The 25,726-nt window shown below is 43.9% G+C and carries 23 protein-coding genes, 1 tRNA gene, 1 rRNA gene and 2 pseudogenes; 19 read left to right on the top strand and 8 right to left on the bottom strand.

Annotated features, from left to right (window positions below; translation table 11 throughout):
• Nucleotides 1-562: 562 nt before the first annotated feature.
• Together M3212_RS13920 and M3212_RS13915 are read right to left on the bottom strand one after the other, a co-directional pair.
• Nucleotides 563-1,054, bottom strand: coding sequence for a glycosyltransferase (locus M3212_RS13920; protein WP_251194580.1), 492 nt, complete (start codon nt 1,052-1,054; stop codon nt 563-565).
• 93 nt (nt 1,055-1,147) lie between these two features.
• The gene (locus M3212_RS13915) at nt 1,148-1,591 is read right to left on the bottom strand and encodes a hypothetical protein (protein WP_251194579.1); all 444 of its coding nucleotides are present in this window, start codon (nt 1,589-1,591) and stop codon (nt 1,148-1,150) included.
• A 118-nt stretch (nt 1,592-1,709) separates the two neighbouring features.
• Between M3212_RS13915 and M3212_RS13910 the strand changes: the two are divergent.
• Nucleotides 1,710-2,779, top strand: a pseudogene (locus tag M3212_RS13910) (glycosyltransferase); the annotation flags it as partial.
• A gap of 2 nt (nt 2,780-2,781) precedes the next feature.
• Here the strand turns inward: M3212_RS13910 and M3212_RS13905 are convergent.
• The 3 genes and pseudogenes from M3212_RS13905 to M3212_RS13895 form a co-directional block, all read right to left on the bottom strand.
• Nucleotides 2,782-3,408 (bottom strand): annotated as a pseudogene (locus M3212_RS13905) (transposase); the annotation flags it as partial.
• Between the two features lie 263 nt (nt 3,409-3,671).
• The gene (locus M3212_RS13900; RefSeq protein WP_251194578.1) at nt 3,672-4,304 is read right to left on the bottom strand and encodes an HD domain-containing protein; all 633 of its coding nucleotides are present in this window, start codon (nt 4,302-4,304) and stop codon (nt 3,672-3,674) included.
• 1 nt (nt 4,305) lies between these two features.
• The gene (locus tag M3212_RS13895; protein ID WP_251194577.1) at nt 4,306-6,636 is read right to left on the bottom strand and encodes an ATP-dependent helicase; all 2,331 of its coding nucleotides are present in this window, start codon (nt 6,634-6,636) and stop codon (nt 4,306-4,308) included.
• A gap of 106 nt (nt 6,637-6,742) precedes the next feature.
• Here M3212_RS13895 and M3212_RS13890 point away from each other — a divergent pair, with 106 nt between their 5' ends.
• Nucleotides 6,743-6,955: a hypothetical protein gene (locus M3212_RS13890; protein WP_251194576.1), complete on the top strand. Its 213-nt coding sequence runs from the start codon at nt 6,743-6,745 to the stop codon at nt 6,953-6,955.
• 122 nt (nt 6,956-7,077) lie between these two features.
• On the opposite strand, the gene M3212_RS13885 is transcribed toward M3212_RS13890, so the two are convergent.
• Nucleotides 7,078-7,149: transfer RNA gene (locus M3212_RS13885), tRNA-Gln, on the bottom strand.
• A gap of 133 nt (nt 7,150-7,282) precedes the next feature.
• Between M3212_RS13885 and comGA the strand changes: the two genes are divergently transcribed.
• Together comGA and comGB are read left to right on the top strand one after the other, a co-directional pair.
• Nucleotides 7,283-8,332: a competence type IV pilus ATPase ComGA gene (gene comGA, locus M3212_RS13880; protein ID WP_251194575.1), complete on the top strand. Its 1,050-nt coding sequence runs from the start codon at nt 7,283-7,285 to the stop codon at nt 8,330-8,332.
• Nucleotides 8,322-9,359 carry a competence type IV pilus assembly protein ComGB gene (gene comGB / locus M3212_RS13875; RefSeq protein ID WP_251194574.1) on the top strand — a complete coding sequence of 346 codons (1,038 nt, stop codon included), beginning with the start codon at nt 8,322-8,324 and terminating at the stop codon, nt 9,357-9,359. The genes comGA and comGB overlap by 11 nt, the downstream gene beginning before the upstream one ends.
• A 114-nt stretch (nt 9,360-9,473) precedes the next feature.
• Here comGB and M3212_RS13870 read toward each other — a convergent pair whose 3' ends face one another.
• Together M3212_RS13870 and M3212_RS13865 are read right to left on the bottom strand one after the other, a co-directional pair.
• Nucleotides 9,474-10,451, bottom strand: a complete 978-nt coding sequence (locus M3212_RS13870) for a selenium metabolism-associated LysR family transcriptional regulator (RefSeq protein WP_251194573.1) — start codon at nt 10,449-10,451, stop codon at nt 9,474-9,476.
• A gap of 193 nt (nt 10,452-10,644) precedes the next feature.
• Nucleotides 10,645-11,832: a YeiH family protein gene (locus M3212_RS13865; RefSeq protein ID WP_251194572.1), complete on the bottom strand. Its 1,188-nt coding sequence runs from the start codon at nt 11,830-11,832 to the stop codon at nt 10,645-10,647.
• Between the two features lie 245 nt (nt 11,833-12,077).
• Here M3212_RS13865 and M3212_RS13860 point away from each other — a divergent pair, with 245 nt between their 5' ends.
• From M3212_RS13860 to M3212_RS13790, 15 genes are all read left to right on the top strand, one after another.
• On the top strand, nt 12,078-12,401 hold the full coding sequence (locus tag M3212_RS13860) for a UxaA family hydrolase (protein WP_251194571.1): 324 nt from the start codon (nt 12,078-12,080) through the stop codon (nt 12,399-12,401).
• 2 nt (nt 12,402-12,403) lie between these two features.
• Nucleotides 12,404-13,576 (top strand): UxaA family hydrolase, encoded by a 1,173-nt coding sequence (locus tag M3212_RS13855; protein WP_251194570.1) that lies wholly within the window; start codon nt 12,404-12,406, stop codon nt 13,574-13,576.
• A 72-nt stretch (nt 13,577-13,648) separates the two neighbouring features.
• Entirely contained in the window at nt 13,649-14,596 is a 948-nt protein-coding gene (locus tag M3212_RS13850; RefSeq protein WP_251194569.1) for a hydroxyacid dehydrogenase, read from the top strand.
• A gap of 17 nt (nt 14,597-14,613) precedes the next feature.
• Nucleotides 14,614-15,339, top strand: a complete 726-nt coding sequence (locus tag M3212_RS13845; protein WP_251194568.1) for a FadR/GntR family transcriptional regulator — start codon at nt 14,614-14,616, stop codon at nt 15,337-15,339.
• Nucleotides 15,326-16,372 (top strand): Ldh family oxidoreductase, encoded by a 1,047-nt coding sequence (locus M3212_RS13840; RefSeq protein WP_251194567.1) that lies wholly within the window; start codon nt 15,326-15,328, stop codon nt 16,370-16,372. Before M3212_RS13845 ends, M3212_RS13840 begins: the two co-directional genes overlap by 14 nt.
• An 84-nt stretch (nt 16,373-16,456) precedes the next feature.
• Entirely contained in the window at nt 16,457-17,176 is a 720-nt protein-coding gene (locus M3212_RS13835) for a succinate dehydrogenase/fumarate reductase iron-sulfur subunit (RefSeq protein WP_251194566.1), read from the top strand.
• Between the two features lie 31 nt (nt 17,177-17,207).
• Entirely contained in the window at nt 17,208-17,579 is a 372-nt protein-coding gene (locus M3212_RS13830; RefSeq protein ID WP_251194565.1) for a hypothetical protein, read from the top strand.
• Between the two features lie 19 nt (nt 17,580-17,598).
• Complete coding sequence (locus M3212_RS22300; protein ID WP_251194564.1) at nt 17,599-19,341, top strand: FAD-binding protein; 1,743 nt, start codon at nt 17,599-17,601, stop codon at nt 19,339-19,341.
• 14 nt (nt 19,342-19,355) lie between these two features.
• Nucleotides 19,356-20,276 carry a fumarate hydratase gene (locus tag M3212_RS13820; RefSeq protein WP_251194563.1) on the top strand — a complete coding sequence of 307 codons (921 nt, stop codon included), beginning with the start codon at nt 19,356-19,358 and terminating at the stop codon, nt 20,274-20,276.
• A 9-nt stretch (nt 20,277-20,285) separates the two neighbouring features.
• Complete coding sequence (locus M3212_RS13815; RefSeq protein WP_251194562.1) at nt 20,286-20,897, top strand: fumarate hydratase C-terminal domain-containing protein; 612 nt, start codon at nt 20,286-20,288, stop codon at nt 20,895-20,897.
• A gap of 21 nt (nt 20,898-20,918) precedes the next feature.
• Nucleotides 20,919-21,935 (top strand): tripartite tricarboxylate transporter substrate binding protein, encoded by a 1,017-nt coding sequence (locus tag M3212_RS13810; RefSeq protein WP_251194561.1) that lies wholly within the window; start codon nt 20,919-20,921, stop codon nt 21,933-21,935.
• Between the two features lie 122 nt (nt 21,936-22,057).
• Nucleotides 22,058-23,584, top strand: coding sequence for a tripartite tricarboxylate transporter permease (locus M3212_RS13805; RefSeq protein WP_251194560.1), 1,527 nt, complete (start codon nt 22,058-22,060; stop codon nt 23,582-23,584).
• A 15-nt stretch (nt 23,585-23,599) separates the two neighbouring features.
• The gene (locus M3212_RS13800; protein ID WP_251194559.1) at nt 23,600-24,073 is read left to right on the top strand and encodes a tripartite tricarboxylate transporter TctB family protein; all 474 of its coding nucleotides are present in this window, start codon (nt 23,600-23,602) and stop codon (nt 24,071-24,073) included.
• A gap of 124 nt (nt 24,074-24,197) precedes the next feature.
• Nucleotides 24,198-24,962, top strand: a complete 765-nt coding sequence (locus M3212_RS13795) for a sulfite exporter TauE/SafE family protein (RefSeq protein ID WP_251194558.1) — start codon at nt 24,198-24,200, stop codon at nt 24,960-24,962.
• Between the two features lie 699 nt (nt 24,963-25,661).
• Nucleotides 25,662-25,726, top strand: a 16S ribosomal RNA gene (locus M3212_RS13790); the annotation flags it as partial.

Below are 25,726 nucleotides of genomic sequence, written 5' to 3'. Positions count from 1 at the left end.
CTACGGTCACAAATCGCTGACTCAATGGAAGCTTTGAAGGAGTGACACTAACTGAATTTTGTTGAAATAGGTCAATAAAGAAAACGGGTCCTAAAAGGAATAACGGGAGCAACAGGGACCAGTTGGCAGACGATTTTTTCTTTGCATCGGGAGCCGCGGCTGCACTCGTAACAGTTTGAGGTGGTCTGGCGAATAGTCAAGTATCTTTAGCTTTGGCATCAACACACGACTTGAATATTCCAGTATCAGCGGAAACATGACTTCTCATGGTTTTCTCCACCGGAGTTACTACTGCAATCGATATTGCGGCAACCGTTGCCGGGTATGCCAGTGCAGGTTTGACGATTGAGTAAAAAATGAGCCGGTCCGGCCTGTATCATCCTTTTAGACAAAGAAGAGGCGATTGGTCCGTACTCAGAGCGTAAATTAAGAAGCCAGTGCTATCAATACAGCTACAGAAAAAATAATCACGGAGACAAAGTTGATCGTTCTCCGTGATTATTTTTCGATAATATCGTTCCACCTGTTTGTTAGAAAAAGCACTTTGTATTGAAACGGTCATTCAGCCTTTTCGGTTTGCCGTCAGTCGCCGATAGAGATTTACAAGGTGAGCGGTGTTTTTATTCATATCATGTTCCTTCTCGACATAGAACCTCCCCATTTTTCCAAGCTCCGCTAAGCGATCCTGGTTATTCAGCAAATCCTTTAATGCTTCCAGCAATGTGCCGGGATTGGCGGAAACAATCGGAAGATCTTTAGGATAATGATCCGCCATATAATCACTAATATAGCAGATCACGGGCTTGCCCAAGGCCATCGCTTCAACAGCGAATAAACCGTAGCTGCCGATATGAAGCTGATCAATAAGAAGATCCGCTTTCTTATACCATTCTTTTGCTTCATGATGGGGCATATTGTGAATGAGCTGGAAGTCAAACGAGTAAGAGTGGTTCAATTGTTCAAGTGCCTGCAGGATATGAGGAGTTCCTTTAACATCAACATGGGTGGGAGCATGAACGATGAGGGGTTTTTTCTTCTTTTTGAATTGAATCATCTTATAATCGCCGAGGTCAAGCATCGAAGGAATGACATGAACCTCTTCATAAAATGGTTGTACATATTGGAGAAGTTCATGGTCGGCAACGATTCAAATCGGGATATATTGTCCCAATTCTTCCAGCTTTTTTTGTAACTGTACTTCATCTGCCAGTTTTACTTTGGTATAGGGGTTTGTTTTCAAGGCTTGAGACAGAATCCGGACCTCGCTGCCCCAATGCTGCATACAAATTGGCTTGTTGCTGGCTGTTAAAAGAGGCAAATCAACGTTTCCTCGCAGCAGACTTGTTGCAAAGTGAAAATGAAAAAGATCAAAGACCGGAATAATCTGCTCCTGGATCGTGTGTTGCGCCGACTGCATCTCACGGGGCAAATTAGTGTTTAAATCGTATTTAATTGAATAGTTCAAGTAATTTTGATATAGATTTGCTGTTTTTATCCGTACACCTAATTGCTCTAAACCTTTTGCCTGTGTATTCATTTGGTTCGCGATATTGATTGTCCCCTGAAGAACGCGGATGTTCGTATCTGTCATGTGTCACTCACCTTTTTTATTTATTATTTGTGGCAGGTTATTTTGTGATATAAGCTAAACAAACATCGCCGGCGTGCATATTCTATTACATCGAGGATTGAAAGGAAGTGAACGTTAGGTGGTCACAATCAGTCTTTGCATGATGGTTAAAAATGAGGAAGCTGTTCTGGCAAGATGTTTGGATTCGGTAAAAGACATTGTAGATGAAATAAATATTCTTGATACTGGTTCAACAGATCAAACCGTGGAAATCGCCAAAAAATATACGGATCGGATTTTTTTCTTCGAATGGACGGGAAATTTTGCCGAGGCGCGGAATGAATCATTTAAGTATGCGACAAAGGACTATATTCTTTATCTTGATGCGGACGATATCGTCGAGGAAGAAGACCAGAAAAAGCTAAAGGCGTTAAAAGAAACACTTGACCCTTCTGTTGATTCTATTTCGATGTTTTATAATGCCGGAAAAGATGAGTTCGGTAATGTGACGTTGCGCTATCGGCGCAACCGTCTGGTGAAAAGAGAACGCAACTTCAAATGGGGCGGTGATGTCCACAATTACCTGAATGTTTACGGTAAGATTATCAACTCAGATGTAGCCATTACCCATAAAAAAATGAAACATGCTGTTAGTCGCAACTTGTCAATTTACCGCGAGAAAATTAAGCGGGGAGATCAATTCAGCGCGAGAGATTATTTCTATTACGGAAATGAACTGCGAGAAAACGGTCATCTGGAAGAGGCGGTTGATGCTTACAATCAAAATCTTGTGCTGCAAGAAGGCTGGGAAGAAGATAAATTTTATGCTTGTATTCATAAAGCCGACTGCCTTCGGAAACTGAACCAAGATGATACTGGTGAGCTGAAAGCCTTGCTGCAATCGTTCGAATACACGAAAACGCCAAGGCCGGAAGCATGCAGCAGAATCGGCTATTACTATCATCGTAAGCGCGAATTCAAACATGCAGCCTACTGGTATGAGCAGGCAATAGCATTAAAGCCAGATGAGAACCAGTGGAGCTTCAGCTATTTAGCTTACTCCACCTGGTATCCTCATTTGCAGCTGTGTGTTTGCTATTATCAACTCAAAGACTGGGAGAAATCGTATTATCATAATGAACAGGCCAGAGAATACGTCCGAACGATCCGGCGATTTTGCAAAATAAAGAGCTTCTGGAAAAGAAGCTCGCAGACCGTAGACAAAACGGCTTTGAGATATGACTCTCAAAGCGCTTTTTGCATTTTTCGTATGGTTTTTCGGAGATGGCACTGTCGGTTTGGTGTTCCTCTAGTGCCATGTCGCCAGTTTTTTCAAATTCACGGCAGCAAAAACAAGTATCGCCTGCATGGAATTTTTATCGAGCCCCTTCAGGTTCGTCCAACGCAGTGAAAGCACTGGACAGTTCTGACACACACTCGGATTAGAGCTGTACTCACGGTATCCGTCTCGGTTCGTTGTTTGGTCATGAAGAAGTTGGTCTTGCGGACAGATGTAACAATCGTCGTATTCATCATACACAAACTCGTGCATTCGGGAGTAGCCTGGAGGCGTCAATGGTCGTTTGTAGGGCATGACCGTTCTTGTCTCTTTTTCTCGAAGCTTCTTCGCAAATAGGTGGTGTCTTGTAGCCTGCATCGACGGCTACGACTTGTGGCTTGGTGACATTTTCTTTTAGTTGATCAAATCACTCGTGAAACACTTGGCTATCATGAACATTAGCAGGGGTAACGATGGTTCCAAGAATGAATCCATTCGAGTCACAGGCGGTATGCAGACTGTACGCAACCATTTTCTCTCGTTCGCTTTTCGCATCATACCACCTTGAAGAGAAGCAACCTCCCTTTTTCCCACTAGAAAAAGCGGACGGGATGGGAGGGCTGACTCCTGCAGGAGTGAAGGGCAGGTTGAAATCCACCGGCGCAGCCGGTTAGTTCAACGCCCGCCTGCGGAAAGCGTGGGCCCCTTCCCGGTAGCGAGGTCGAAGAGCCAAACCCTGACTCTTAAACAAAAAGCCTGTCGACTTTGTCGACAGACTGAGAGCTTTTGGAAAAGAAGCTCGGAATAGTGGAATGAGCATAGTTAGTCCCATTCCTGATAAAACTGCTCAAGAAATTGCTCCATGAAAGCGTGGCGCCTTTCTGCGCGCCGTTTTGCTTCATTCGTATTCATCAGACTTTTAAGCTTCAGCAGCTTCTCATAAAAATGGTGAACCGCTGATGACTTTCCATTGCGATATTGTTCAACTGTCATGTTTTCACGGACACGGGCAGCCGGATCATACATCGGCTGTCCTTTGCTTCCGGCATAAAGAAAGGTGCGGGCAATGCCGATTGCTCCCAATGCGTCCAGACGGTCGGCGTCCTGAACAATCTGCCCTTCAAGCGTCGACATTGGCTTGTTGTTACCGCCTTTGAACGACATTGTGGTGATAATCTCGATAATATGAGTCTTGGCGTCTGTCGGAAGTGCCAACTGTTCCAGCCACTTGTTTACTTTGGCCAGTCCTTCTTCTTCACTGGCAACAACCTTGTCGTCAATCAAGTCATGGAGGAGGGCGGCCAATGTGACAATGTGCCGATCGGCTCCTTCGATTTCAGCGATTTCCTGTGCCTGACTGGTCACGCGCCGGATATGCTCCCAGTCATGACCGGTCCCTTCGTGTTCTAGCTGCGCTTTTACCCATTCTGTTGTTCGTGTAATGGCATCTTTCATGCTATGGTCTCCTTTCTGCTACAGCGATCGGCTGCGTGGTGGCAAGACGCTGCATATCGCGGACAAAGCGTGAGCGGAAAGCCTGTTTTCCGCGACGCATCATTGGGACTGAGATCGCCAGACTTTGCTTCGCCCTTGTCATCGCGACATACATCAACCGTCTTTCTTCTTCTAATGGCTGGTCGTTTCCTTCCCGCAAAGCATCTAACGCATAGTCATGAGGCAGACCGCCTTCGACCGCGCCAACCAGATAAACATACGGGAATTCCAGTCCTTTCGCACGGTGGACTGTCATGAGCTGGATGGACGGAGAATGTGGCGGATTTTGACGCAGTGCTTCGTACTTTGCTGTCATATGTTCAACGTGCGCCAAAAAACTTGCCAGTGACTGAAATTGTTTCGCCACGACTTTCAAATCCCGTACGTCGTCCGAGCCGCGTTCCATTTTGTTGCCCTCGTTCCCTTGTTTTTTTAAATAATCCTCGAGCCCCATTTCACTTTCGATATAAGCAATAGCTTCAAGCGGGGGTTTTGTTGCAAGCATCGAGAATTTATCGGGCAAGGAAGCGAGTTTCTTCAATTGAAATGGCGGCAATCCTTCTAACTTGGTCAGTGCTTCAATGAGAGTGCAATCCGCGGTGATGCTGAGCGCTTTTATTTCCTGAACCGTTTCCTGTTTTAAAAACAATGCCCCCACCAGGTCACGAAGTGCTTCGCCATGCTCGGGGTCGAGAGCGAGCTGCAAGTAAGCGAGCAGCTTGCGGATCGTCTTCCGGCGATAAAACGATTCCCCATCGACTTCCAGCTGAATCGGAAGGCCCGATTCGATAAATCGTTCAATCAAGGCCCGCGCCGAGTGATGCGTCCGGAAAAATACAGCAAAATCACCGGGCTTTTCACCCCGCTCAATTCGCTTGCGAATATCGCTGACGATCATTGTCGCCTCCTCTTCTTCATCATAAGGAAAGAAGAGAAAGGGGAGGTGCTCATCGACAGACTGGGCATGAAGCCTTTTGGAAAAACGCTTGCGGTTGGCGGCAATCACATTATTGGCTGCGGCGATAATATGATGATGAGAACGGTAATTTTCATCGAGAACGACCATTTTTGCTTGTGGAAATCGTTCTTGAAAGGTCAGGATGTAAGATGGATCACTGCCGCGAAAGGAATAAATCGATTGATCATCGTCCCCGACCGCGCATATATGCTGAGTAGTCGTTGTCAGTAAGGAAATAATTTCCATCTGAACCTTATTAATATCCTGAAATTCATCAATTGAAAGATAAGAAAACCGTTCCTGATAACGGGCTAATAATCCCGGTTGTTCATTTAGCAGTTCATATGTACCGAGCAGCATATCATCAAAATCAAACCAGCTTCTTCCGCGGCGCATTTCCTCATACCGCTTGTATAAATAGGCGGTTCGCTCCTCCCACTGATCACGGGGAGTGACCTTCTCGGGTGAAAGCAGATGATTTTTCCACCAGCTGATTTGAGTAAGTGCCTGATCAAAAGCAAACTCTTTTTCCTCCAGGTTGATTTCCCGTCCCGCTTCCTTTAGCATCGCCTGCCTTTGCCAATCCGCCTTTAGCAAATTTGTTTGATTCCACCGTTCCGCATCAGCATGAAGTAGCATCTTATAAAAGATACTATGAAAAGTGCCGACGACAAGCGGCTGGAGGTGCTTTGCAGTCAGGCCGGGGTACTGCTTCATTCGTTCCTTCATTTCTTTAGCTGCTTTGGCGGTAAAGGTGACAAGGATCATCTCCTTTGGAGAATAGCCTAATTCAACGAGCATATAAGCAGCTCTGGCAGTTAAGACTCTTGTTTTACCGCTTCCAGCACCGGCGAGCACGAGTAACGGCCCATTTGTAGTAGTTACCGCTGTCCACTGCTGATTATCAAGAAGAATGCCCTGATCCAGTAATGTTTGGCGGTAGCCGGCGATCGCCGTGACTTTTTCGTCTGTCTGTCTGGAAAAAGGAGGAACAGCCTTTAACGGTTCCGGTTCCTTCCATTGAGAAGGGGAGCTGGATGAAGCGGTGATCGACCTGCGCTTCGGCAACTGGATCGTCGTCTCCTCGTTTTCGGCGGGTCCCTGTTGTTCATCCTGCTTTCGGGCGAGGAGCGCCGCGACTCTTTCACACTCTTCTGTTTGGCCGCGATGGCTGAACTGTGGAGGAGCGCTTATGCCCAGCTCGAGCCTTACGGGAGTGTGACAATGTGGGCAGGTGATCTCATCCCGCTTTCCCGCCATATAAAGCTGTTGCCATAGGGAACGCTCGCATGTGCGAAGCGCGACCAATTTATCCTGATAATAAGCGACTTGCATCAATTGCTTCTCCTCTCATTCTAACATCCTGTCTATCGTAGCAAATTTTGTCTCGGATGTGCTTCTTTTTCTTGAAAAAAAGGAAATACTAAAAAGGTGGATCAGTTTGGAAAGGAAGGTGAAAGGAGTGCTATCCTTTTTTCTGATAGGCTGTATGCTGACCTTCGGCGCTTTGGCGTTATTTATTCACGGATGGCTTTATGAAGGGCAGTTTTTATTCGGTCCATTTATCGCGACGCTAGTTGGAATGAATTATCTGTTTATCAGCTTCGTCCAGATGAAACGTGAGCGTGACGAAAGGAAGCAGCGCTCACCGTAGCAGAAAGGTCCGGGATGAAGGTGGAATTTTCGCCTTTTATCGGCGCCCTGCTGCGCTCATGACTAAAAAAGCTGCTGAAAAAGTGAAAATCGACTTTTTTCAGCAGCTTCTCTTTTTTTTAACTGGGCTAGCTGGATTCGAACCAGCGCATGACGGAGTCAAAGTCCGTTGCCTTACCGCTTGGCTATAGCCCATCGCCTTACAACATTAAGTGTAACCTGAGAGAGAGGTTTTATGCAAAAGAAAAAAGGATTTTTTTTAATGGCGTGGAATGTTATGTAGGGAAGGTATCTTCACTATCATTACCAAGGCAGGAGTGATGCTAAATTGTATGATGTTGAAAACTACAGCAGGGTTGTGATTGATGAAGTCATTGATTTCCGAGCAACCGATATTCATTTCCTTCCGGCTGCCGATCACTATACGGTAGCTTATCGCGTTCATGGCAGGCTGCTCAATTGGAAGATGCTAAACCGGCAGCTGGCGGAACGGTTAATCAGCCACTTTAAGTACAAGTCAGGAATGGATATCGGTGAAAGACGCAAGCCGCAAAGCGCCTCAATGATCCACGAAACAAAGCAAGGGATCTATTCCTTACGCCTCTCCACGCTCCCCACTCTTGAACGGGAAAGCCTGGCAATCCGTATTTTACCTCATTTTTCTACTAACACCTTATCTTTTTTATCCGTTCTCCAGCATTCACGGCGAATTCTTAATAAGGCGAGTCAGTTCAGACGAGGTCTCTGTTTATTATCAGGACCTACGGGCTCAGGAAAATCGACGACGCTTTATGCGATTATCGAACAAATTCTGAAAGAGGGAGGCAGGTCGATTATTACGATCGAAGATCCTGTTGAACGGCCGATCCCAACCGTCATTCAAGTTGAAGTAAACAGAAAGTCGGGCCTTGATTTTGATGCGATTTTGCGGGCCAGTCTCCGGCATGATCCGGATGTTATTTTGATTGGAGAAATTCGCGATGAAGCGACTGCTTCCTTGGCGATTAGAGCAGCGCTTACCGGACATCTTGTTTTAGCAACTGTCCACGCTAACGATTGCTATGGAACGATTTTGCGGATGCTGGACTTAGGTGTTTCGCAATTGGATTTACAGGAATGCTGCCGGCTTATTTTATCGCAGCGGCTTGTCGAGACAACATGTCCGTATTGTGGAGATCATTGTTCGCCCTTTTGCCAGCGCAGGCGCCCAATGGCCAGAGCGGCATTATTTGAATCGTTGACTGGAGAGAAACTCAGCGCAGCTGTCACGGAGGCGGTGGCGGACTCCGCAAAAGGATTTACGCAAGAAGCGCAAAAGGCATGGGCTCTTGGCTATTTATCAACTGAGGAATTTGCGAGGGTTGTCCATGAAAATTAAGTTGCAGGACAAGCGTCATTCGATTCAACTGACGGCTGAACATTTTATCCGCATCGGCCGCCTCCTCAAACAAGGCTATCCACTTCATACCGCTCTCACCTTCATTCAATTGCATGTTCCTGAGAAAATGAAGCAGCAGTACGACAACGTTCTCGCCTCCTTGGAAAGCGGGTATCCAATACATGAAGCTTTTCAAGTCTTTTCTCTTCCTTCCAGTCTTAAATCCTTTCTTTACTTTTTCGAACAGCAGGGTAATATAGCAGAAGGCTTCATCCAAACAGGCTCCTTGCTAGTAAAGCGCGAGCAAACGAAAGGAGAGCTGCTAAAGCTGTTGCGCTACCCAATTCTATTGCTGTGGGTCAGTGCGATGCTAATCATTTTAATGTATCATTTTGTCTTACCTCATTTTCATTCCTTCTTTGCAATGGTTGAAATTCCCCGCTTGACTTCATTGCTTCTCAAGGCTTTGGATTTACTGCCGTATCTTCTCTTTGGAGCGGTCGCTATTTTTTCATGTGGCGGTTTCGCCCTTTGGATGAGGCTGAAACAAAGCTCACCGGCTAAGCGGGTACATTTCCTTCTCGCCCTCCCGAAAGGAAAACGGTATGTCCAGACGTCGATCACGTATTATTTCTCTTATCAGCTTGGCCACCTGTTGGCGGTTGGTCTTACTCTCCAACAGGCATTAAGCTTATTTAACAAGCAGGACTATCTCCCTTTCTTTCAACAGGAATGCCTTGAAATTATGCACCAGCTTCATCAGGGGCACTCCCTTGACCGCATTGTTCAGGAGAAACCATATTTCAGGAAAGAGCTCGCTTTTGTTATCGCCAATGGCGAGAAAACCGGCTATGTAGCCCACGATCTCTTTCATTACAGTGAAATGCTGTACAAAGAGATGGAGGAAGCTGTCCAGCGTCTCCTAAAAGTGATACAACCTGCACTGTTTATTGTGGTTGGCGGCATTATTTTTCTGCTATTCCTAGCGACGATGCTGCCGCTGTTTCAAATGGTGGGCGTGTTATAGAAGGCACGTTTGTTGGGCTTGCCCAAAAAGTATGGGCAAGCCCTTAGTCTGGAAAGGAGACCTGCTAATGCTAAAGATTAACATAGCAGAGCAGAAGTAAAGATGCAGCTGATGTTAATGATGTTCGACATCCTGATCGGTTTTTAAATTGTAATCGCTTTCATTTTCGGTTTTCAATGGTTCATCGTTATTGGCAAAGTAATTTAATGAGAAGTTGATAAATGATTCAGCTGGCAGGGACAATAATTTGCCTTTCTTTTGAACAATATAAAACGAGCGGTTTAATGTTATTCCCTCTATTTTGATGGTTCGCAGCAGCCCCAGTTGCAATTCCTTTTTGATTGCTGATTGAGAAATAATCGAGATTCCCATTCCTGATTCAACAGTGGCTTTAATAGATTCGGTGTTTTCAAGCTCTAACATCACGTTCAGGTTAGTTGGATCGAGATTGTTTTTTTGTAATGTATCCTCAATTACTTGCCTAGTACCAGAGCCATGCTCGCGTAAAATAATCGGCAAAGAAAATAATTCGTAAGGTGAGATTACATCTCGATCATCAATTAACGGATTCAACCGCTTCGTTGATGAAATAATCACAAGCTCGTCATTTAGAAAAGGTTTGCATATGACAGAGGGCTGGGTCATTGGGGCTTCAATGAAACCAAAATCAATGTCTTCATCGATCACTTTCTCGATAATTTGCTGTGAGTTGTGAATTTTCATGATCAGATTTACGAAGGGATACTCTTGTTTGAATTTTCCAAGCATATAAGGTAATAAGTTTTCACCGATCGTCAAACTCGCATCAATAGCTAAGTCACCATGGATGGAGTTGGACAGCATAGCAATTTCTTTCTCCGCTTTATCAATCACTTCAAGGATTAATTTGACATATCCTTGAAGCAATTGACCTGAATCCGTTAAGGAAATTTTTTTTGTTGTCCGCTCAAACAATTTAACATTCAAAGATTCTTCAAGACTTCGTATTTGCGAACTTATGGAAGGTTGTGATAAGTGATGAACTTTTGCAGTTTCTGAAAAGTTTAGTTTCGTAGCAGCCGTATAAAAAACTTTAAGATGGTCTAGATTCATCGTTCAGCTCCTTATCATTTTGTGATGATTTTTTTACAGAGTTCTTGCAGAATGCGGGCACTATCGTACTATTGCTTACACATACTTCTTCCCCCTTTCTACAAGAGAATCAATAATGTAATACGCTTAAAGCGGAACATTTCCTTTTCAATCCCGGCACTCCTTAAGCCTCAACAAAGCAGGGCGCACCGCTTTAAAAGGTAATGAACCCCCCAATAAAAATGACCATCAGGATGCTGACAATTCCAACTGACAGCGCCGCGACCATGCCAATCAGAAAAGGTTTAAAGCCAATCCCTTTAAAAACTCCAAAACTTGTAGACAGCCCGACTCCTGCCATGGCGATCCCAAGTAAATATTTTGATCCAAAAGTATTCAGAGCCGACCAAGTTTCCTTCCATTGGTCAGCATTCAGGAAACCAAAGGCGACACCACTATTTGCGATCCCTGCATCTCCAATTGAACGAGCTACCGCCATCACTAAAAAGCCAATAATAAAAAGGGGAACTAGTTGGTACCATTTTTGCTTCATGCGAGAGCCTTCACTGTGCCGGTCCGGTACTTTATTCATATAATAATAAGACAGAATAGGAACAACAGCCAAAATGAGCACATTTCGAGTGAGCTTCGTAATCGTCGCAGCATCCACAACTTGAGACATGTCAAAGACTTGCCCATAAATAAGTGCAGCCCCGGCAACCTGAGCCGTTTCATGAATCGAAGTCCCTAAAAAAAGCCCCGCTCTAATAGGATCATCCTCGAATAAAAAATAGGCCAGATAAGGATAGGCAAACATCGCAATGACACCAAACAGCGTAATGTTGGCAATCGCATAAGCGACTTCTTCATCATTTGCTCGAATTCCAGGTGAGATAGCGACGATCGCTGTTACCCCACAAATACCAGTCCCGCATGCCACTAGCGTGCCTAAGCGATGAGATTGTTTCATTTTGGTTGTTATCCATAATGTGATCAGCAATCCCGTTGCGACACAGGCAAGAATAATAGGAATTCCCCACGCCCCTAGCTTCACGACATCGATAAAACTTAACCTGATCCCCAGGAGGATGATCCCGAATTTCAAAATGAATTTAATCGAAAACGTGACACCATCCTTAAAAAGCTGCTGTAGTCCCACAACATTTCTTACTAGCAGTCCTAAAATAATGGCCACGAAAATACTTGATATTGGACTTGAGCTTTCAGGCGGGAGTCCTTGTAGCGAATTGACCCATTGACCTGTCCATTCTGCCAGAATGAGACTAATAAACATAATTGTTAAGCAGAGAAGGACTCCTGGAACCTTGTTTAGCACGGTTTGTAATAGTGTTACAGAGGAAGAAGGCGGAGGAGTAGCCTGCTGCTTTTTTAGTATCATCATTTTTCGCGCTCCTTTACGTTCTGATTACTATCAACATAACACAGGCGAAAGCCGTATATTTATTTTGCTTTTTGATAGGGATTTATTAGAAATTCAAATATGTCGAAATATTCCGAATCTATTGTAAACAAATTTTTGAAGTGTTTTAATGGCCCTAAGAGCGATTGGTTGGAGCATTTAACCAAAATAAGCCGGCTCTACCATAGAAAAAAACTATAACTTTAATCCTTGAGGAGGAGATTGTGATGGCAAGAGAGGTACATCTTGTAGCACCGACTGATAACACAGCAACGGTGATAAGCAGGGAGATGACGGAAGGAAGAATGATTTCGGTTGAAGTCGATGGGGATGTGAAAAACATTGGGATTTTAAAAGATATCCCTTATGGTCATAAAATAGCGGTGCGCCCTATCAAAAAAGGCGATCCTATTTTAAAGTACGGGCTAAGCATTGGTACCGCTTTAGAGGATATTGAGGTCGGTGATCATGTACATGTTCATAATATTGAAAGCAACCGTGGACGAGGCGATTTATATGCAAAAACAAAATCGGAAAAGGAGCGAATCTAACGATGGAACAATTTATGGGTTATGTACGTCCGGATGGAACAGTAGGAATCAGAAATCATATTCTAATTCTTTCAGGTACGATTTATGCAAACTCTACAGCGGAGCGTGTAGCGGCAACGATTGATGGAGCCGTTGCCATCACGCATCCTCTGGGCCGTTGTCAAGTGCGTCCGGATTTACGGCAAACATTTAAAACATTAGTAGGTACAGCGAAAAATCCGAATGTTGGCGGGGTAGTCGTGATTGATCACTTTCGGGAAGAAGGGTGCACGGCCGAAGAAATCGCTGCTGAGGTTGCGAAAACAGGAAAACCGGTCGAAGTTGTAAATATTCGTCAATCAAAAGGAGCGATTGAAGCAACCGCTGAAGCAACTCGGAAGGCGATGAATATGCAGCGTGAACTATCAAAATTGGTTCGAGAGCCGGTCAGCGTTTCCAACCTGCTTTTTGGGTTAAACTGCGGTACCTCTGATACGAGTTCGGGAATCGGTTCGAATGTTGCACTGGGGCATTGCTCTGACAAGATCATTCAACAAGGTGGTCGCTCGATTTTGGCTGAAGTAATGGAATTAATGGGGGCCGAAGATTATATTCGCGAACGGGCGATCTCAAAGGATGTCGGCGACAAAATTGTCGGCTACATCAATGATATGGAGCGTCGGGCTCTAGCAAGCGGAGAAGATATTCGCGGCTCCCAACCTACCGGAGACAATATTATCGGCGGACTAAGCACTATTGAAGAAAAGTCGCTTGGGGCTTATATGAAATCAGGCAGTGCCCCAATTGTAAATGGCCTTGAATGTGCAGAAGTTTGTGAACAGAAAGATCCGGGCGTCTATGTCATGTATACACCGGGCCATGGAAGCGAGTCGATTTCAGCAATTGCCGCAGCAGGAGCTCAAGTGCTTGTATTTAGTACAGGAGGAGGGCATACGATCTCTCACCCGATTATGCCAACGATCAAAATTACGGGAAATAATGAGTCGTTTGAATTCATGAAAGATACGGTTGAATTGGATTTGAGCGGAATTTTCAGAGATGAAATCACAACTGAGGAAGCGGGAGAAGTCGTTTACAACGAAGTGCTGGAAACATGCAATGGTAAATTAACAAAAGCAGAAATATTAAAAGAGCAAACTGGATTTGCGATTCATCGCGTCGGTGTGAGCATTTAAATAGAAGAATTGGACAAATAGGCAATGGGTAAGGACGGGGATTTAGCGTCCTTCCCAAAAAGGAGGCTCACGTTGAAGGTCTTAATAGCGGAAATGATCTGGCAAGTCGGCATTGATAAACTGCTTGCTGTTGCTGATGTTGAATATGATCCGACTTTATGGAAGAACCGTGAACTATTATTGGAAAGAGTTAAGGACGTCAATGCCTTGATTGTCCGCAATCAGACGAAAGTCGACAAGGAGCTGCTGCGGGCTGGTAAGAAGATTCAGGTCATTGGCAGGCTGGGTGTCGGACTCGATAACATTGATGTAGGAGAGGCAAAGAAGCTTGAAAAGAAAATCGTTTATGCTAGAAACGCAAATGCCATTTCAGTTGCGGAATATGTGATAGGGGCCATGCTCGATGCCAATCGGACGTTAGCAAAAGCCAGTGAAAGTGTAAAAAACGGCAACTGGGACAGAAAGCACTTTACCGGTGAGGAACTATATGGAAAAACAATTGGCTTATTAGGTGTAGGGGAGATCGCTCAACGGGTAGCGAGGCGGGCAACAGCTTTTGGAATGAATGTACTAGGCTGCGACCCGTATTTCACGCCCTATGATTTTCCTATCGCGGAATGCGGTGTGCAGTTGACTAGTTTTGACAATCTTTTAGCACAGTCTGACTTTCTTAGTATTCATGTCCCGTTAACCCCGGCCACAACCTGTTTGTTTACGTATTCTCAATTTAGTCAAATGAAAAAGACTGCTTATCTGATTAATACGTCAAGAGGTGGAATTATCAATGAAACTGATTTATATCGGGCGCTCCTTGATCATGAACTAGCCGGTGCTTATTTAGATGTATTAGAGGAAGAGCCTCCCCAGCATACTAACCGGTTATTAACGTTAAAAAATGCGATTATAACGCCGCATATAGCCGGTTTAACGGAAGAATCGCAAGATCGGACATCTGTATTAGTCGCAGAGGAAGTCATAAACGTTCTTCACGGTGAAAACGCCCTCTGTATCGTTAAGTAAAAAGGAGGGTGGGCTACATGTTCAACACATTTAAAGTCAATCGTAAAAGCATTTCGAGTTCGGTTGCCGACCATTTCAAGGAATTAATTCTCGATCAAAAATTTGCGATTGGTGAAAGGCTTCCTAGCGAAAGAGAAATGTCTCAAAAGCTGCATGTAAGTCGAAATACGGTGCGGGAAGCGTATAAAATTTTAGCCGCAAAGGGCTATGTTGACATCAAACACGGAAATGGTGTTTTCGTAGCGAACTATGAAGAGAATATTAAGCATTTAGCGGATGACTTCTTTTTAAAAAAGGACCAGGTCGTTGAACTGTTCACGATAAGGAAAGTGCTAGAAACCACAGCGGTGAGATTAGCGATGGAGCGTTTAGATGAAAAGACTGAAAAAGAGTTAAATGCAATATTGGAGATTACGAGACAATCCTTGAAAGAAGGAGCAGGTAAAGAAGAGTTATCTAATCTGGACCAGAAGTTTCATCTAACTCTGACAAAAATATCAGGTAATTCAATTTTATTAAGAATCATGATGAACCTTATTGATGTATTGAGCGAAGCTAGGTTGGAGGCAGTAAGCATCCCTGGAAGAGGACGATTATCTTTAACTCAGCATATTAAAATTGTTGAAGCAATGATTGAACGAGATTTAGCTTTGGCAGAGCAAGCGATGATTGAACATTTAGAAAGTGTAGAGGAATCAATTTTACTTAAAAAAGATGGGGGAAGCGGCAATGCCTCACTATAATGCCGATCATTTAAAGGTCTTTTGTCAGCACATCTTCGGGCAATTGGGCGTTGATTTTGATAACGCTTACAAAGTGGCCGATGCTTTAATTCAAGCTGATTTAGAAGGGGTTGGTAGTCATGGTATAAGTAGGCTGACGATTTATGCGAAAAGAATGAAAGAAGAACGAATCAATCCAAATCCTTCTGTATCAATTGTGAAAAAAGCTGATTCCGTTTTATTAGTAGATGGCGATAATGGTCTTGGACAAATTGTTTCTGTTCGGGCGATGGAAGAAGGAATCGCCCTGGCAAAAAAGAGCGGGACGGCAGCGATAGCAGTGCGGAATAGCAATCATTTTGGAGCTGCCTCCTACTATTGTCAAATGGCGAGCGAAGCGGGACTTGCAGCTCTCGTCTTAACGAACTCGCCTCCTGGCATACCGCCATGGGGAGGGACAAAAGCCTTTTTCGGCACAAATCCAATTGCGTTTGGGTTTCCAACTGGGACTGAAGCGCCCGTTTTGATCGATTTGTCAACAAGTGTAGTAGCAAGGGGAAAAATTATTTTGGCTGCGAAACAAAACCAGGCTATCCCTAAAGGATGGGCAATAGATGAATGTGGAAACGAAACAGAGAATGCGAAAGAAGCTTTAAATGGAGCGGTGCTACCTGTAGGAGGAGCGAAAGGCTATGCCCTCGCTCTGGCTGTTGAAGTTTTTACCGGAGTTTTGTCGGGAGCAGCGTTCGGACCACATGTTCATAACATTTATGATCACTCGGATCAGAAAGCAAATGTCGGACATTTCTTTGTTCTATTTGATATAGAGAAGTTTATGCCGCTTAACACGTTTAACCTGTTAATGAAGCAATTAATTTCTGAAATTAAAGAGACGCCAACAAAAGCAGGAGTTGATGAAATTCTGTATCCGGGGGAAAGGCGTCATCGTGAATGGCAAAGGAGTTCGAAGGAAGGAATCTACTTATCGGATGAATTGGAACAAGAGCTAATTCAGCTGGGGGAAGAGCTGGGCGTGGCTTTTGCAAAAAAATAAATGAAAGATGTAAGCGGAAAAGATGGCTGAAGGTTGACCCAAATATGGAAAGAAGCATCGTGTTTTTATATTGGAGGTGGTTCCGTGACAGATGTCAAGGTGACAGTAATGCGCTCTAGCCCCGAAGAAGGACAAGAAAAACCGCATTACGATACGTTCACGGTAAATGCGAAGAAAAATATGACCGTATTGGATGCCCTGTTTCTAATTGTCGAAGACCAGGATCCGACTCTTGCCTTCAGATGTGCATGCCGGCTGGGAATGTGCGGCTCCTGTGGAATGATGATTAATGGAAGAGGACGTTTAGCCTGTAGAACAAAAATTGAACAAATGGGAGAGAACATTCTTGTCCAACCGATGAAAAACCAGCCCATCGTCAAAGATTTAACGGTAAATATGGATCCGTTTTTTGGAAATTGGCAAAAGGTCAAGCCTTATTTCGTTCCAAAAGAAGGAGAGAATACTTTTGCTGTTATTCCGCCTGATTCCGAAAGACGAGAAATCATTGACGAAAATCAAGACTGTATTACATGTGGACTATGTTTTCAGTCGTGTGATGCTGTTGCAATGCGTGATGATTATATCGGTCCGGCTGCATTGAGTCGGGCATACAACTTAATTGCGGACGAACGGGATGACGCAAAGCAGGAACGACTTAATTTAGTTTCCACAGAGAGCGGCGCCTTCGGATGTCATTCATTTGGCGCCTGTGTTGAAGTTTGTCCGAAAGGAATCAAGCCAATGGTCACCATTCAAAAAATTAAAGCGAAAAAGCTGAAGAGCTCCTTCGGATTAAAGTGGTGAGCATTCGTTAGTAGCAAGAAAGGAGTGTAACATGATCAGTTCTAATGTGGAAAAAAAACAGACTGCTGAGATCGTGATTAAACAAAAGCCTTTTGTCGGCTACATTGCTTGGCTGATCCAACGAATTACAGCGGTATTGCTTATAATCTTACTTCCTTTAAAGATTTACAGCGGCTATGCTCTGATCGGCAAGCTGCCGGGAGGTACGCTGGTTGCTTCTTTGCATATCAATGCGGCCGTTGATACATTGCTGTTATTTGCCGTTATTTTTCATGCTTTATACGGCATTCGGGTTTTATTGATTGAGGTTGGAATCGTTAAAGACAATCGCAGTATTTTTACGATTTTTACGTTGCTCGGGGCTATCCTGTTTTCATTAAGTTTCTTTTTCTTAGTCTCTTGACGATAAGGGGTGAGTGGTAGTGGACTACGCAGAGGCAGATATTCTCATATTAGGAAGCGGCGGAGCTGGATTATTTGCCGCCCATCACGCATATGATCACGATCCTGATTTGAAAATTGTTGTTGCGGCTAAAGGGTTGGTTGGCAAAAGTGGATGTACGAGAATGGTTCAAGGCGGGTACAACGTCGTCTTGCATCCGGATGATTCAATTGAAAAGCATTTCAAAGATACGATCAAAGGCGGAGGGGCTATCAATGATCAGGAAATGGCGTGGACCTTAGTGAATGATTGCCCGAAACGGATCCTGGAGCTAGAAACAAAGATGGGGGTTTTCTTTGATCGAAATGAGGATGGGACGATTCATCAAAAGCCCTTTGCCGGACAATCTTTTGACCGGACTGTACATCGCGGTGATTTGACCGGGATTGAAATTATTTCAAGGCTGCGGGATCAGCTGTTTGCAAAACCGGGTGTCATAACATGGGATGAAGTCCGGGCTGTGGAATTAATAGTCGATGAATCAGCAGGCTGTGTCGCAGGATGTTTGTTACTGAACAGCAGAACGGGACGGTTTATTGTCATGAAATGCAAAGCGGTCATTGTTGGAACCGGCGGGGCAGCGACGATGTACAAAATTGCCACTCCAAGTCTTGAAAAATCAGGAGATGGAATGGCGATGTGCTATCGGGCCGGAACGGAATTTCAAGATATGGAAATGATGCAATTTCATCCAACTGGATTACTGGCTGAGAATTCACGGCTTAATGGTGGCGTACTGGAAGAAGGGCTGCGAGGTGCCGGTGGTTATTTGAAAAATGCGTTAGGGGAACGTTTCATGGAAACGTATGACCCTGAAAGAATGGAGCGTTCGACTCGGGACAGAGTTTCGCGGGCCGCTTACATGGAGATTATGGCCGGCCGAGGCACTGAATTAGGTGGAGTATATATTGATGTTTCTCATTTAGGAAAAGAAAATGTAAGAAAAATGTTCCCCGGAATGGTTGAACGTTGTCGGGATGTCGGCCGAGACTTGAGCGTTGAGCCGGTGGAAATCTCTCCGGCTGCCCATTTCCATATGGGCGGGGTTCGCGTATCAGTCAATTGTGAAAGTAACATTCCTGGTTTGTTTGTAGCTGGTGAAGACGCTGGTGGAATTCATGGAGCGAATCGATTAGGTGGAAACGGAGTTGCTGACTCTACAGTATTTGGGGCAAGGGCTGGTGATGCCGCTGCCAAATATGTCAGGGAAGGTCGCAACAGCGGTACGATTTCCGATGCTCAAGTCCAGCTGTTAATAGACGAAGCGCTTTCCCCGTTTTTAAGGGAGAGCGGTGAGAATCCGTTTTATATAAGAAATGAATTAAAGGATTTGATGTGGAAGAAAGTAGGGCTTGTCCGAAATAAAAGTGATTTAACGCTTGCTGAAGAAAAGTTAGCCGAATTGGATTCTCGAATAAACGCTGTCGCGGTAAAAGGCACGACTGCTTACAATTTAACATGGCAGGAATACTTAAATGTCAAAAACCTCGTTTCAATCGCGAAAATGGTCACAACCAGTGCATTATTGCGTGAGGAAAGCAGGGGCTCGCATTATCGGGAGGATTATCCGGAAAGCAATGATGATGGATGGTTGAAAAATATTATCGCAACAAAAGGGGCAGATGGCCAACCAAAATATTGGCAGGAAGCTGTAAAACAAACAAGGATCAAAGTGACAGAATTACCGGGTTATCAAATTACCGCTTCAACGAATTCAAAGTAAGAAGGAGGAAGCAAATGTCTCTGACGTACAGACCAGCGTATGAGCAGACATGGGAAGTGGATGACTTATTTTATCAACGGGTAGAAGAGGCATGTAAATCACTGTATATCGAATCGCTTAAAGATTTACCACCTGATGTAAGAACCGCGTTAAAAAAAGCTTATCAGAAAGAGCAGTTGGAAAGCGGAAAAGAAATATTAGCGACATTAATTGAAACAGTTGAAAAAGCGGATCAAGAAAAACTGCTAATCTGTCAGGATACAGGCATCCCGATTTATTGGATAAAGGTCGGAAATCAAGTCAGGTTTGATGGATTATTGCTAGAGCAGGCAATTCGAAAAGGAACCGAAAGAGCAACGTTGGAGCACCCATTAAGGAGCAGTATTTGTAACACATTGACGAGGAAAAACCATGGAACCTCGACAGGAAAATCAGTGCCTGTCCTTCACTACGAATTCGTGGAAGGGAATGTCATTGAGGTCTTAATTATTCCAAAAGGTTCAGGTTCAGAAAATATGAGCTACCTCAGCATGCTCACCCCTGCGGCTGGAATTGAAGGAATTAAGAAGTATGTATTAGAGTGTGTATTTGAGTCGGGTGCTAACCCATGTCCACCGACAATAGTCGGAATAGGAATAGGCGGGTCTTCCGATCTTTGTGCAACATTAGCAAAAAAGGCTGCTGCCAGGCCGGTCGGCTCTGCTAATCCCGACCCTGAGGTTAACGCATTGGAAAGGGAGTTGTACGAACTGATCAATCAATTAGGAATTGGTGCCCATGGTCTTGGAGGCAATACGACCGCATTAGCCGTTCATATTGAATCAGCTGATACTCATATGACGATGAACCCGGTGGCGGTGAACATGATGTGCTGGCCGGCCAGGAGAATGAGGGCAATATTTACTCAGCATAACGAAGCGGAGATTATGTATTAGGAGGTCCAAATGGCTCATTATCGATTGCAGGCACCGCTTTCTGATGATCAAATTAAGACGCTGAGGGCTGGTGATACCGTTACGCTTGATGGCTACATTTTTGGCATAAGGGATGCGAATTTAATACGGCTTTTTGATAAGAAAGTTGAGTTACCGGATGATTTACTTCCACAGTTAAAAGGAGCCATAGGCCTTCATACTGCACCAAATGTAAAGAAATTAGAAAATGGAAAATATGAAAAAGTCAGCATTGGTACGACGACAAGTTACCGAATGGATAGGTTTACAAAGGGCTTGGTGGAAAAATACGGAATGAAAGTGATTGTTGGGAAAGGAGGTCTTTTGGAAGAAGGAAGTCAGGCATTAATTGACCATACAGGATGTTATTTAACGATACTAGGCGGGACGGCCGCTTTGGAAACATTACAAGTAGAAGAGATTGAAGCAGTATGGTGGGAAGATCTAATGCCTGAAGCAATATGGAAGTTTCGGGTAAAAAACTTTGGTCCGTTGATCGTTTCTATTGATTCTCATGGGAAAAGCAAATATAAGGAAGTCAAAGAGGCGGCAAGAGTAAGGTTAACGAAGATGCTTTCTCTTATTGAAAGAGGAGCAAAATAAAGTTTATGGGAGGCGTTCGTAATGAAAAGGAGATTGCTTTCATTGGTAATGCTCATAATAATGGCACTGCTGACTGCTTGTGGGGGAACAGAAAGTAGTAACGGGGAAAGCGCTTCGGAACAGAACAACAACGACCAGACTACAGGCTCAAGTGATTATCCGAGTCGTAATATTACGAATATTGTACCATTCTCTGCCGGAGGAACAACGGATGCAAACCAACGGATTATTGAAAAGTATTGGACAAATTACTTCGATACAAACATGGTAATTGAGTATCGTACAGGAGCGGGAGGAGAAGCTGGTTTTACGGAATTAGCAAGAGCGGAGGCTGATGGTTACACGATGGGAACCATTAATACCCCCCATATTATCTTGCAGCCGCTAGGGAGACCGACTGAATTTGATTATGACAGCTTCGATGTGATTGCCCGTCTTGTGGCAGATCCGCAAGTATTAGCAGTAAAACATGATAGTAGATTTGAAACGTTGGATCAATTTATTGAAGAATTGAAGGCTAACCCAGGAAGTTTAACAGTCGGGATGACAGGGACGCTGACTGGAGATCATTTAACGACATTGCGATTCATGCAAGTTGCCGGTGTTGAAGTAACAATGGTCCCGCTTGCCGGTGCCGCTGACCAAGTTACTCAGCTTCTTGGAGGGCATATTGATGCGATTGTCGGAAATGTCGGTGATGTAACTGCTGAACCTGATAACTACAATATTTTGGCTGTCGCCACAGAAGAACGGCACGACTGGCTTCCTGAAACGCCGACATTCATTGAACAGGGCATTGATCTTGTAGCCGTGATAGAAAGAGGATTAGCCCTTCCGAAGGGCACGCCACGAGAGGCACTAGATATGCTGTATGAAGCGTTGGAGGAAATTACAAGCTTGCCAGAGTATCAAGAAGACATGAAAAATGCAGGTCTGGTCGAAGGATTTATGCATGGTGATGAGTGGGCGGAAGAAATTGAAAGACAGTATGAGGAGGCAGCACAGGTTCTGGAAGACTTCGATTTATTAGAGCAATAGATAGTTGGATTCAGTGGACGATGATAAGGGCTGTTTTTGCCTTACCTGGCGTATCTACAGCCCTCATGTTCTTTCAATACGAAGGGAAATAGTACCTGCTTTGATGGAGAAGGAGGGTAAGCATGCTCGAAAATATATTCTCAGGCTTGTTAAACAGTTTGACATTACTTAATTTGCTGGTCATGTCACTGGCAGTGATTGGCGGAATTATCGTGGGGACACTGCCTGGTTTATCTGCCACGATGGGAGTAGCTTTGCTTGTGCCGATCACCTTTGGAATGGATCCGGCTACAGGGTTACTTGCTTTAGGGGCATTGTATACCGGGGCGATGTTTGGAGGAGCAAATTCAGCGATCTTAATTAATACGCCAGGTACTCCCGCCGCAGTGGCTACAGCTTTTGATGGTTATCCGTTAACACTCAAAGGAAAGCCGGATAAAGCTCTAATTACCGCTTTAGTTTCTTCTGTGATAGGGGGAATAATCGGTACGCTGTTCTTAATTTTTTTAGCACAAACCTTAGCGGAATTTGCCCTTCGGTTTGGCCACCCGGAAAACTTTTGGCTTGCGGTATTCGGCTTAACGATTATTGGCAGTCTAGCAGGCAAATCGATGTTAAAAGGCTTAATTGGGGGAACCCTCGGACTGCTGCTTGCCTTAATTGGAATGGACCCTGTTTCAGGCTATCCCCGTTTCACATTTGGCATCCGTAGTTTAATAGAAGGAATTAACCTATTACCGGCGATGATTGGCTTTTTTTCGATTCCTCAAGTGATCAGAATGATTGAACAAGACAAAAAATTTATCACTTCTTATAAAGAAAGAAGAGGAATCTATGGAAAGACGATCATTGAAACTCTGAAAAAACCTGTTATTTATGTTAGAAGTGCGTTCATCGGTACATTTATTGGTATGCTGCCTGGAGCCGGAGGAAATGTTGCCGGATTTGTCGCCTATAATGAAACGAAGCGTTTTTCAAAAAATAAAGAGGCGTTTGGTAAAGGGAACATCGACGGAGTTATCACAAGTGAATCAGCAAACAGTGCGACAGTGAGCTCATCACTGATCCCATTATTAACGCTTGGTATTCCCGGAAGCCCGGTTGCCGCTGTTTTACTCGGTGGATTGCTTATTCATGGCTTGCGGCCTGGATCTAAGCTGTTCACGGAGACACCGATTATTGCTTATACCTTTATCGTCGGGCTGGTTGTCGCCAATTTGCTGTTATTAATCATTGGTTTGTGGGGAACACGTTACTTCGTGAAAGCGGTTACAATACCAATTTATTATTTAGCACCTATTATAGCAGTTCTCGCTGTTATCGGCTCCTATTCCATCCGAAATAGCATGTTGGATGTCTATGTGATGCTGGCTTGCGGGATTGTTGGCTATTTCGCTTTGAAAGTTGATATTGTACCTGGACCGATTGTATTAGGCCTGATTCTTGGTGTGATTGCAGAAAACGGCTTTGTTTTATCGGCTCTTATTGCCAGTTCGGGAGCCGGGATGATGGCTCTATTTTTTACTCGTCCGATTAGCATCATATTAATCGTTATGACGATTGTTTCAATTTTCCTGCCTATTTTAGTACACCGGTTGGAGAAAAAGGCAAGAGGAACAACGGCGGACGATAAAACCTTTAAAGCGTAAGGAAGGTGAATTCATATGGTTTTTGAAAGAGTGAAGGATATCATCGTTTCAGTGCTTATTTTTGCCGTGTGTATCCTCTTTTATATCCACACAAAGGATCTTGTACCGCCTGCGGACATTTTTCCAAAGGTTGTCATCCTCGTTTTCTCTATCCTCGGTTTCTTTTTACTTCTGAAAGCAGTCTTTATGAAAAGAGCATATGAAGAAAGAGAGGAGCAGGATTTAGAAGACGAAGAAAAAGGAAGTGGAAAGAGAAAGTGGATTAGCATAGTTGGCATTGTTGTCTATATTGTTTTAATGCCGATTGTCGGATTTTATGTAACGAGCGGTATATTTCTTTTGCTCCTTAGTATGTTTTTAATTGGAAAAAAACCAAACGTAAAAGGAAGTGTAGTTCCGGTAGTGGTGTCAGCTTCTGTTATGTGTATTCTCTATCTTACGTTCAGTGTCTTCTTAAGAGTTCCTGTTCCGGGTGGTGCTTTATTTTAAAGAGATTCTGATAAAGAGTAAAGGATTCAGTCTTCTATATTATAGAGAATCGAGAGAGATTCAACTGAGCTTCTCTTCATGATAGTTTCAACTGGTTAATCGCTAAAATGTGAGGCGATTTAGTATGGTCATAACGATGTTCATAATCGGTTTCATAAGCGGGGTTATTACAGGACTATTATCAGTAGGAGGAGGAATCATATCAATCTTTGCGCTCATCTTACTGCCGCCGCTTGTTTTACAAACTCATTTTTCGATGCAAACAATAGCGGGCTTTTCCATTATGCAAGCTTTTTTCTCAACATTCTCTGGCGCTTATTATTACATCCGCGAAAACGTGATTGATAAAGGAGTGGCTATTTATATCGGAGTCCCGGCTTTTTTTGGGGGGAGTGTTGGTGTCCTAATTGCCCACACAACGAGCGATACTCTGTTACGAATAATTTTTACTGTCTTTTCGGTAGCAGCGGCGATTGTGATGCAAATTCCATTTAAAGCAAATGAAAATAATGATTATCAATTTTCGGCTGGATCGCGCATCCTTTCCATAGCCGGGGGCTTAACGATAGGGATAATCGGCGGAATGATCGGTTTAAGTGCCGGGTTCATTTTCGTACCGGCGATGGTCTTTTTTTACCACCTCACGATCAAAAAAGCGATCGGTACGAGTTTAATTACATGCTTTCTTTTAGCGGCAGGGAGCTTTATCGTAAAAATCGCGCTGGGGGCCATATCTTTGAAACTGGGCTTCTCCTTAGTTATTGGGGGAATGATTGGCGCGCAAATTGGCGGCAGAATCAGCAAAAGAACTGAACCGCTTGTTCTGAAAAGGATTGCTGCCTATTCAATTTTGTTAATAAGTATAAAGATGATTTATGATCTGTTTTAGCAGGTTTCCTGTTTTTGTCTTTGTAAACCTCTTTATTTGCCAAGTATTGTTGTAACTTCGCGAATAAAAAGTGCTAAAACTATAATGTCTTTCTTCATCTTGGTACGTCTACACCAGCATTCAGAAGAAAAGTGTTCCGACTTGCATCATCTAAAAGACAGTGACTTTTCTTTCAAGGAATTGTTTCAAAGGGCCAAAATCCACCTTTTGGAACAATTCCAAGCGGCATGTGTGATTTATGCATGGGAGATTGAGGTGAGACAGGCAATCAAACTTTTTTCGTTTCGATTGAAAGGCCTCGCGTCTTTTTGCTGATGAGAAGGCTGTTTTTACTAAATGCTTTTAGTTTAGTATTTTTCTTTTTTGGGGGGTTGTCTGTAATGAATGAACATGGTATGATATTATTTGTCGCTGCTAAGTGGTAGCAAATGACAAAGAGGATTTTTTCAAAAAAGGTTGCATCTAATTTAACGATGTGATACAATTAAATTCGTCGCTGTTGGAGCGATGGTGGAAATGAGTTCTTTGAAAACTGAACAAAAGCCAAGCGAAAAAAAGGTGACGAATGTCACCGTCAAAAAAGCCAGCGGAGCCTGCACAAGGTTTTGAAAGCAAGAGACGAAGTGGTTTTCTTCGACTATTGCTGAGTGCAGAGTGGAGCGGTTTTAAAAAAATTAAGAGCTTAATCAGCTCACCATTTTCATGGAGAGTTTGATCCTGGCTCAGGACGAACGCTGGCGGCGTGCCTAATACATGCAAGTCGA

This window comes from Halalkalibacter oceani (genome assembly GCF_023715705.1).
In the GTDB taxonomy this organism is placed as follows: domain Bacteria; phylum Bacillota; class Bacilli; order Bacillales; family Bacillaceae_D; genus Halalkalibacter; species Halalkalibacter oceani_A.
The sequence above is the reverse complement of the archived record's forward strand: the minus strand, read 5'-3'. Positions and strand labels throughout refer to the sequence as shown.

What these genes read in the sequence shown, in the direction of transcription:
- comGB (WP_251194574.1), top strand. Translation starts at nt 8,322, where the DNA reads ATGAAAATTAAGTTGCAGGACAAGCGTCATTCGATTCAACTGACGGCT.
- M3212_RS13820 (WP_251194563.1), top strand. Translation starts at nt 19,356, where the DNA reads ATGTCTCTGACGTACAGACCAGCGTATGAGCAGACATGGGAAGTGGAT.
- M3212_RS13900 (WP_251194578.1), bottom strand. Translation starts at nt 4,304, where the DNA reads ATGAAAGATGCCATTACACGAACAACAGAATGGGTAAAAGCGCAGCTA.
- M3212_RS13805 (WP_251194560.1), top strand. Translation starts at nt 22,058, where the DNA reads ATGCTCGAAAATATATTCTCAGGCTTGTTAAACAGTTTGACATTACTT.
- M3212_RS13840 (WP_251194567.1), top strand. Translation starts at nt 15,326, where the DNA reads ATGCCTCACTATAATGCCGATCATTTAAAGGTCTTTTGTCAGCACATC.
- M3212_RS13830 (WP_251194565.1), top strand. Translation starts at nt 17,208, where the DNA reads ATGATCAGTTCTAATGTGGAAAAAAAACAGACTGCTGAGATCGTGATT.
- M3212_RS13920 (WP_251194580.1), bottom strand. Translation starts at nt 1,054, where the DNA reads ATGATTCAATTCAAAAAGAAGAAAAAACCCCTCATCGTTCATGCTCCC.
- M3212_RS13845 (WP_251194568.1), top strand. Translation starts at nt 14,614, where the DNA reads ATGTTCAACACATTTAAAGTCAATCGTAAAAGCATTTCGAGTTCGGTT.
- M3212_RS13810 (WP_251194561.1), top strand. Translation starts at nt 20,919, where the DNA reads ATGAAAAGGAGATTGCTTTCATTGGTAATGCTCATAATAATGGCACTG.
- M3212_RS13855 (WP_251194570.1), top strand. Translation starts at nt 12,404, where the DNA reads ATGGAACAATTTATGGGTTATGTACGTCCGGATGGAACAGTAGGAATC.
- M3212_RS13795 (WP_251194558.1), top strand. Translation starts at nt 24,198, where the DNA reads ATGGTCATAACGATGTTCATAATCGGTTTCATAAGCGGGGTTATTACA.
- M3212_RS13895 (WP_251194577.1), bottom strand. Translation starts at nt 6,636, where the DNA reads ATGCAAGTCGCTTATTATCAGGATAAATTGGTCGCGCTTCGCACATGC.
- M3212_RS13865 (WP_251194572.1), bottom strand. Translation starts at nt 11,832, where the DNA reads ATGATGATACTAAAAAAGCAGCAGGCTACTCCTCCGCCTTCTTCCTCT.
- M3212_RS13860 (WP_251194571.1), top strand. Translation starts at nt 12,078, where the DNA reads ATGGCAAGAGAGGTACATCTTGTAGCACCGACTGATAACACAGCAACG.
- M3212_RS13800 (WP_251194559.1), top strand. Translation starts at nt 23,600, where the DNA reads ATGGTTTTTGAAAGAGTGAAGGATATCATCGTTTCAGTGCTTATTTTT.
- M3212_RS13815 (WP_251194562.1), top strand. Translation starts at nt 20,286, where the DNA reads ATGGCTCATTATCGATTGCAGGCACCGCTTTCTGATGATCAAATTAAG.
- M3212_RS13915 (WP_251194579.1), bottom strand. Translation starts at nt 1,591, where the DNA reads ATGACAGATACGAACATCCGCGTTCTTCAGGGGACAATCAATATCGCG.
- M3212_RS13870 (WP_251194573.1), bottom strand. Translation starts at nt 10,451, where the DNA reads ATGAATCTAGACCATCTTAAAGTTTTTTATACGGCTGCTACGAAACTA.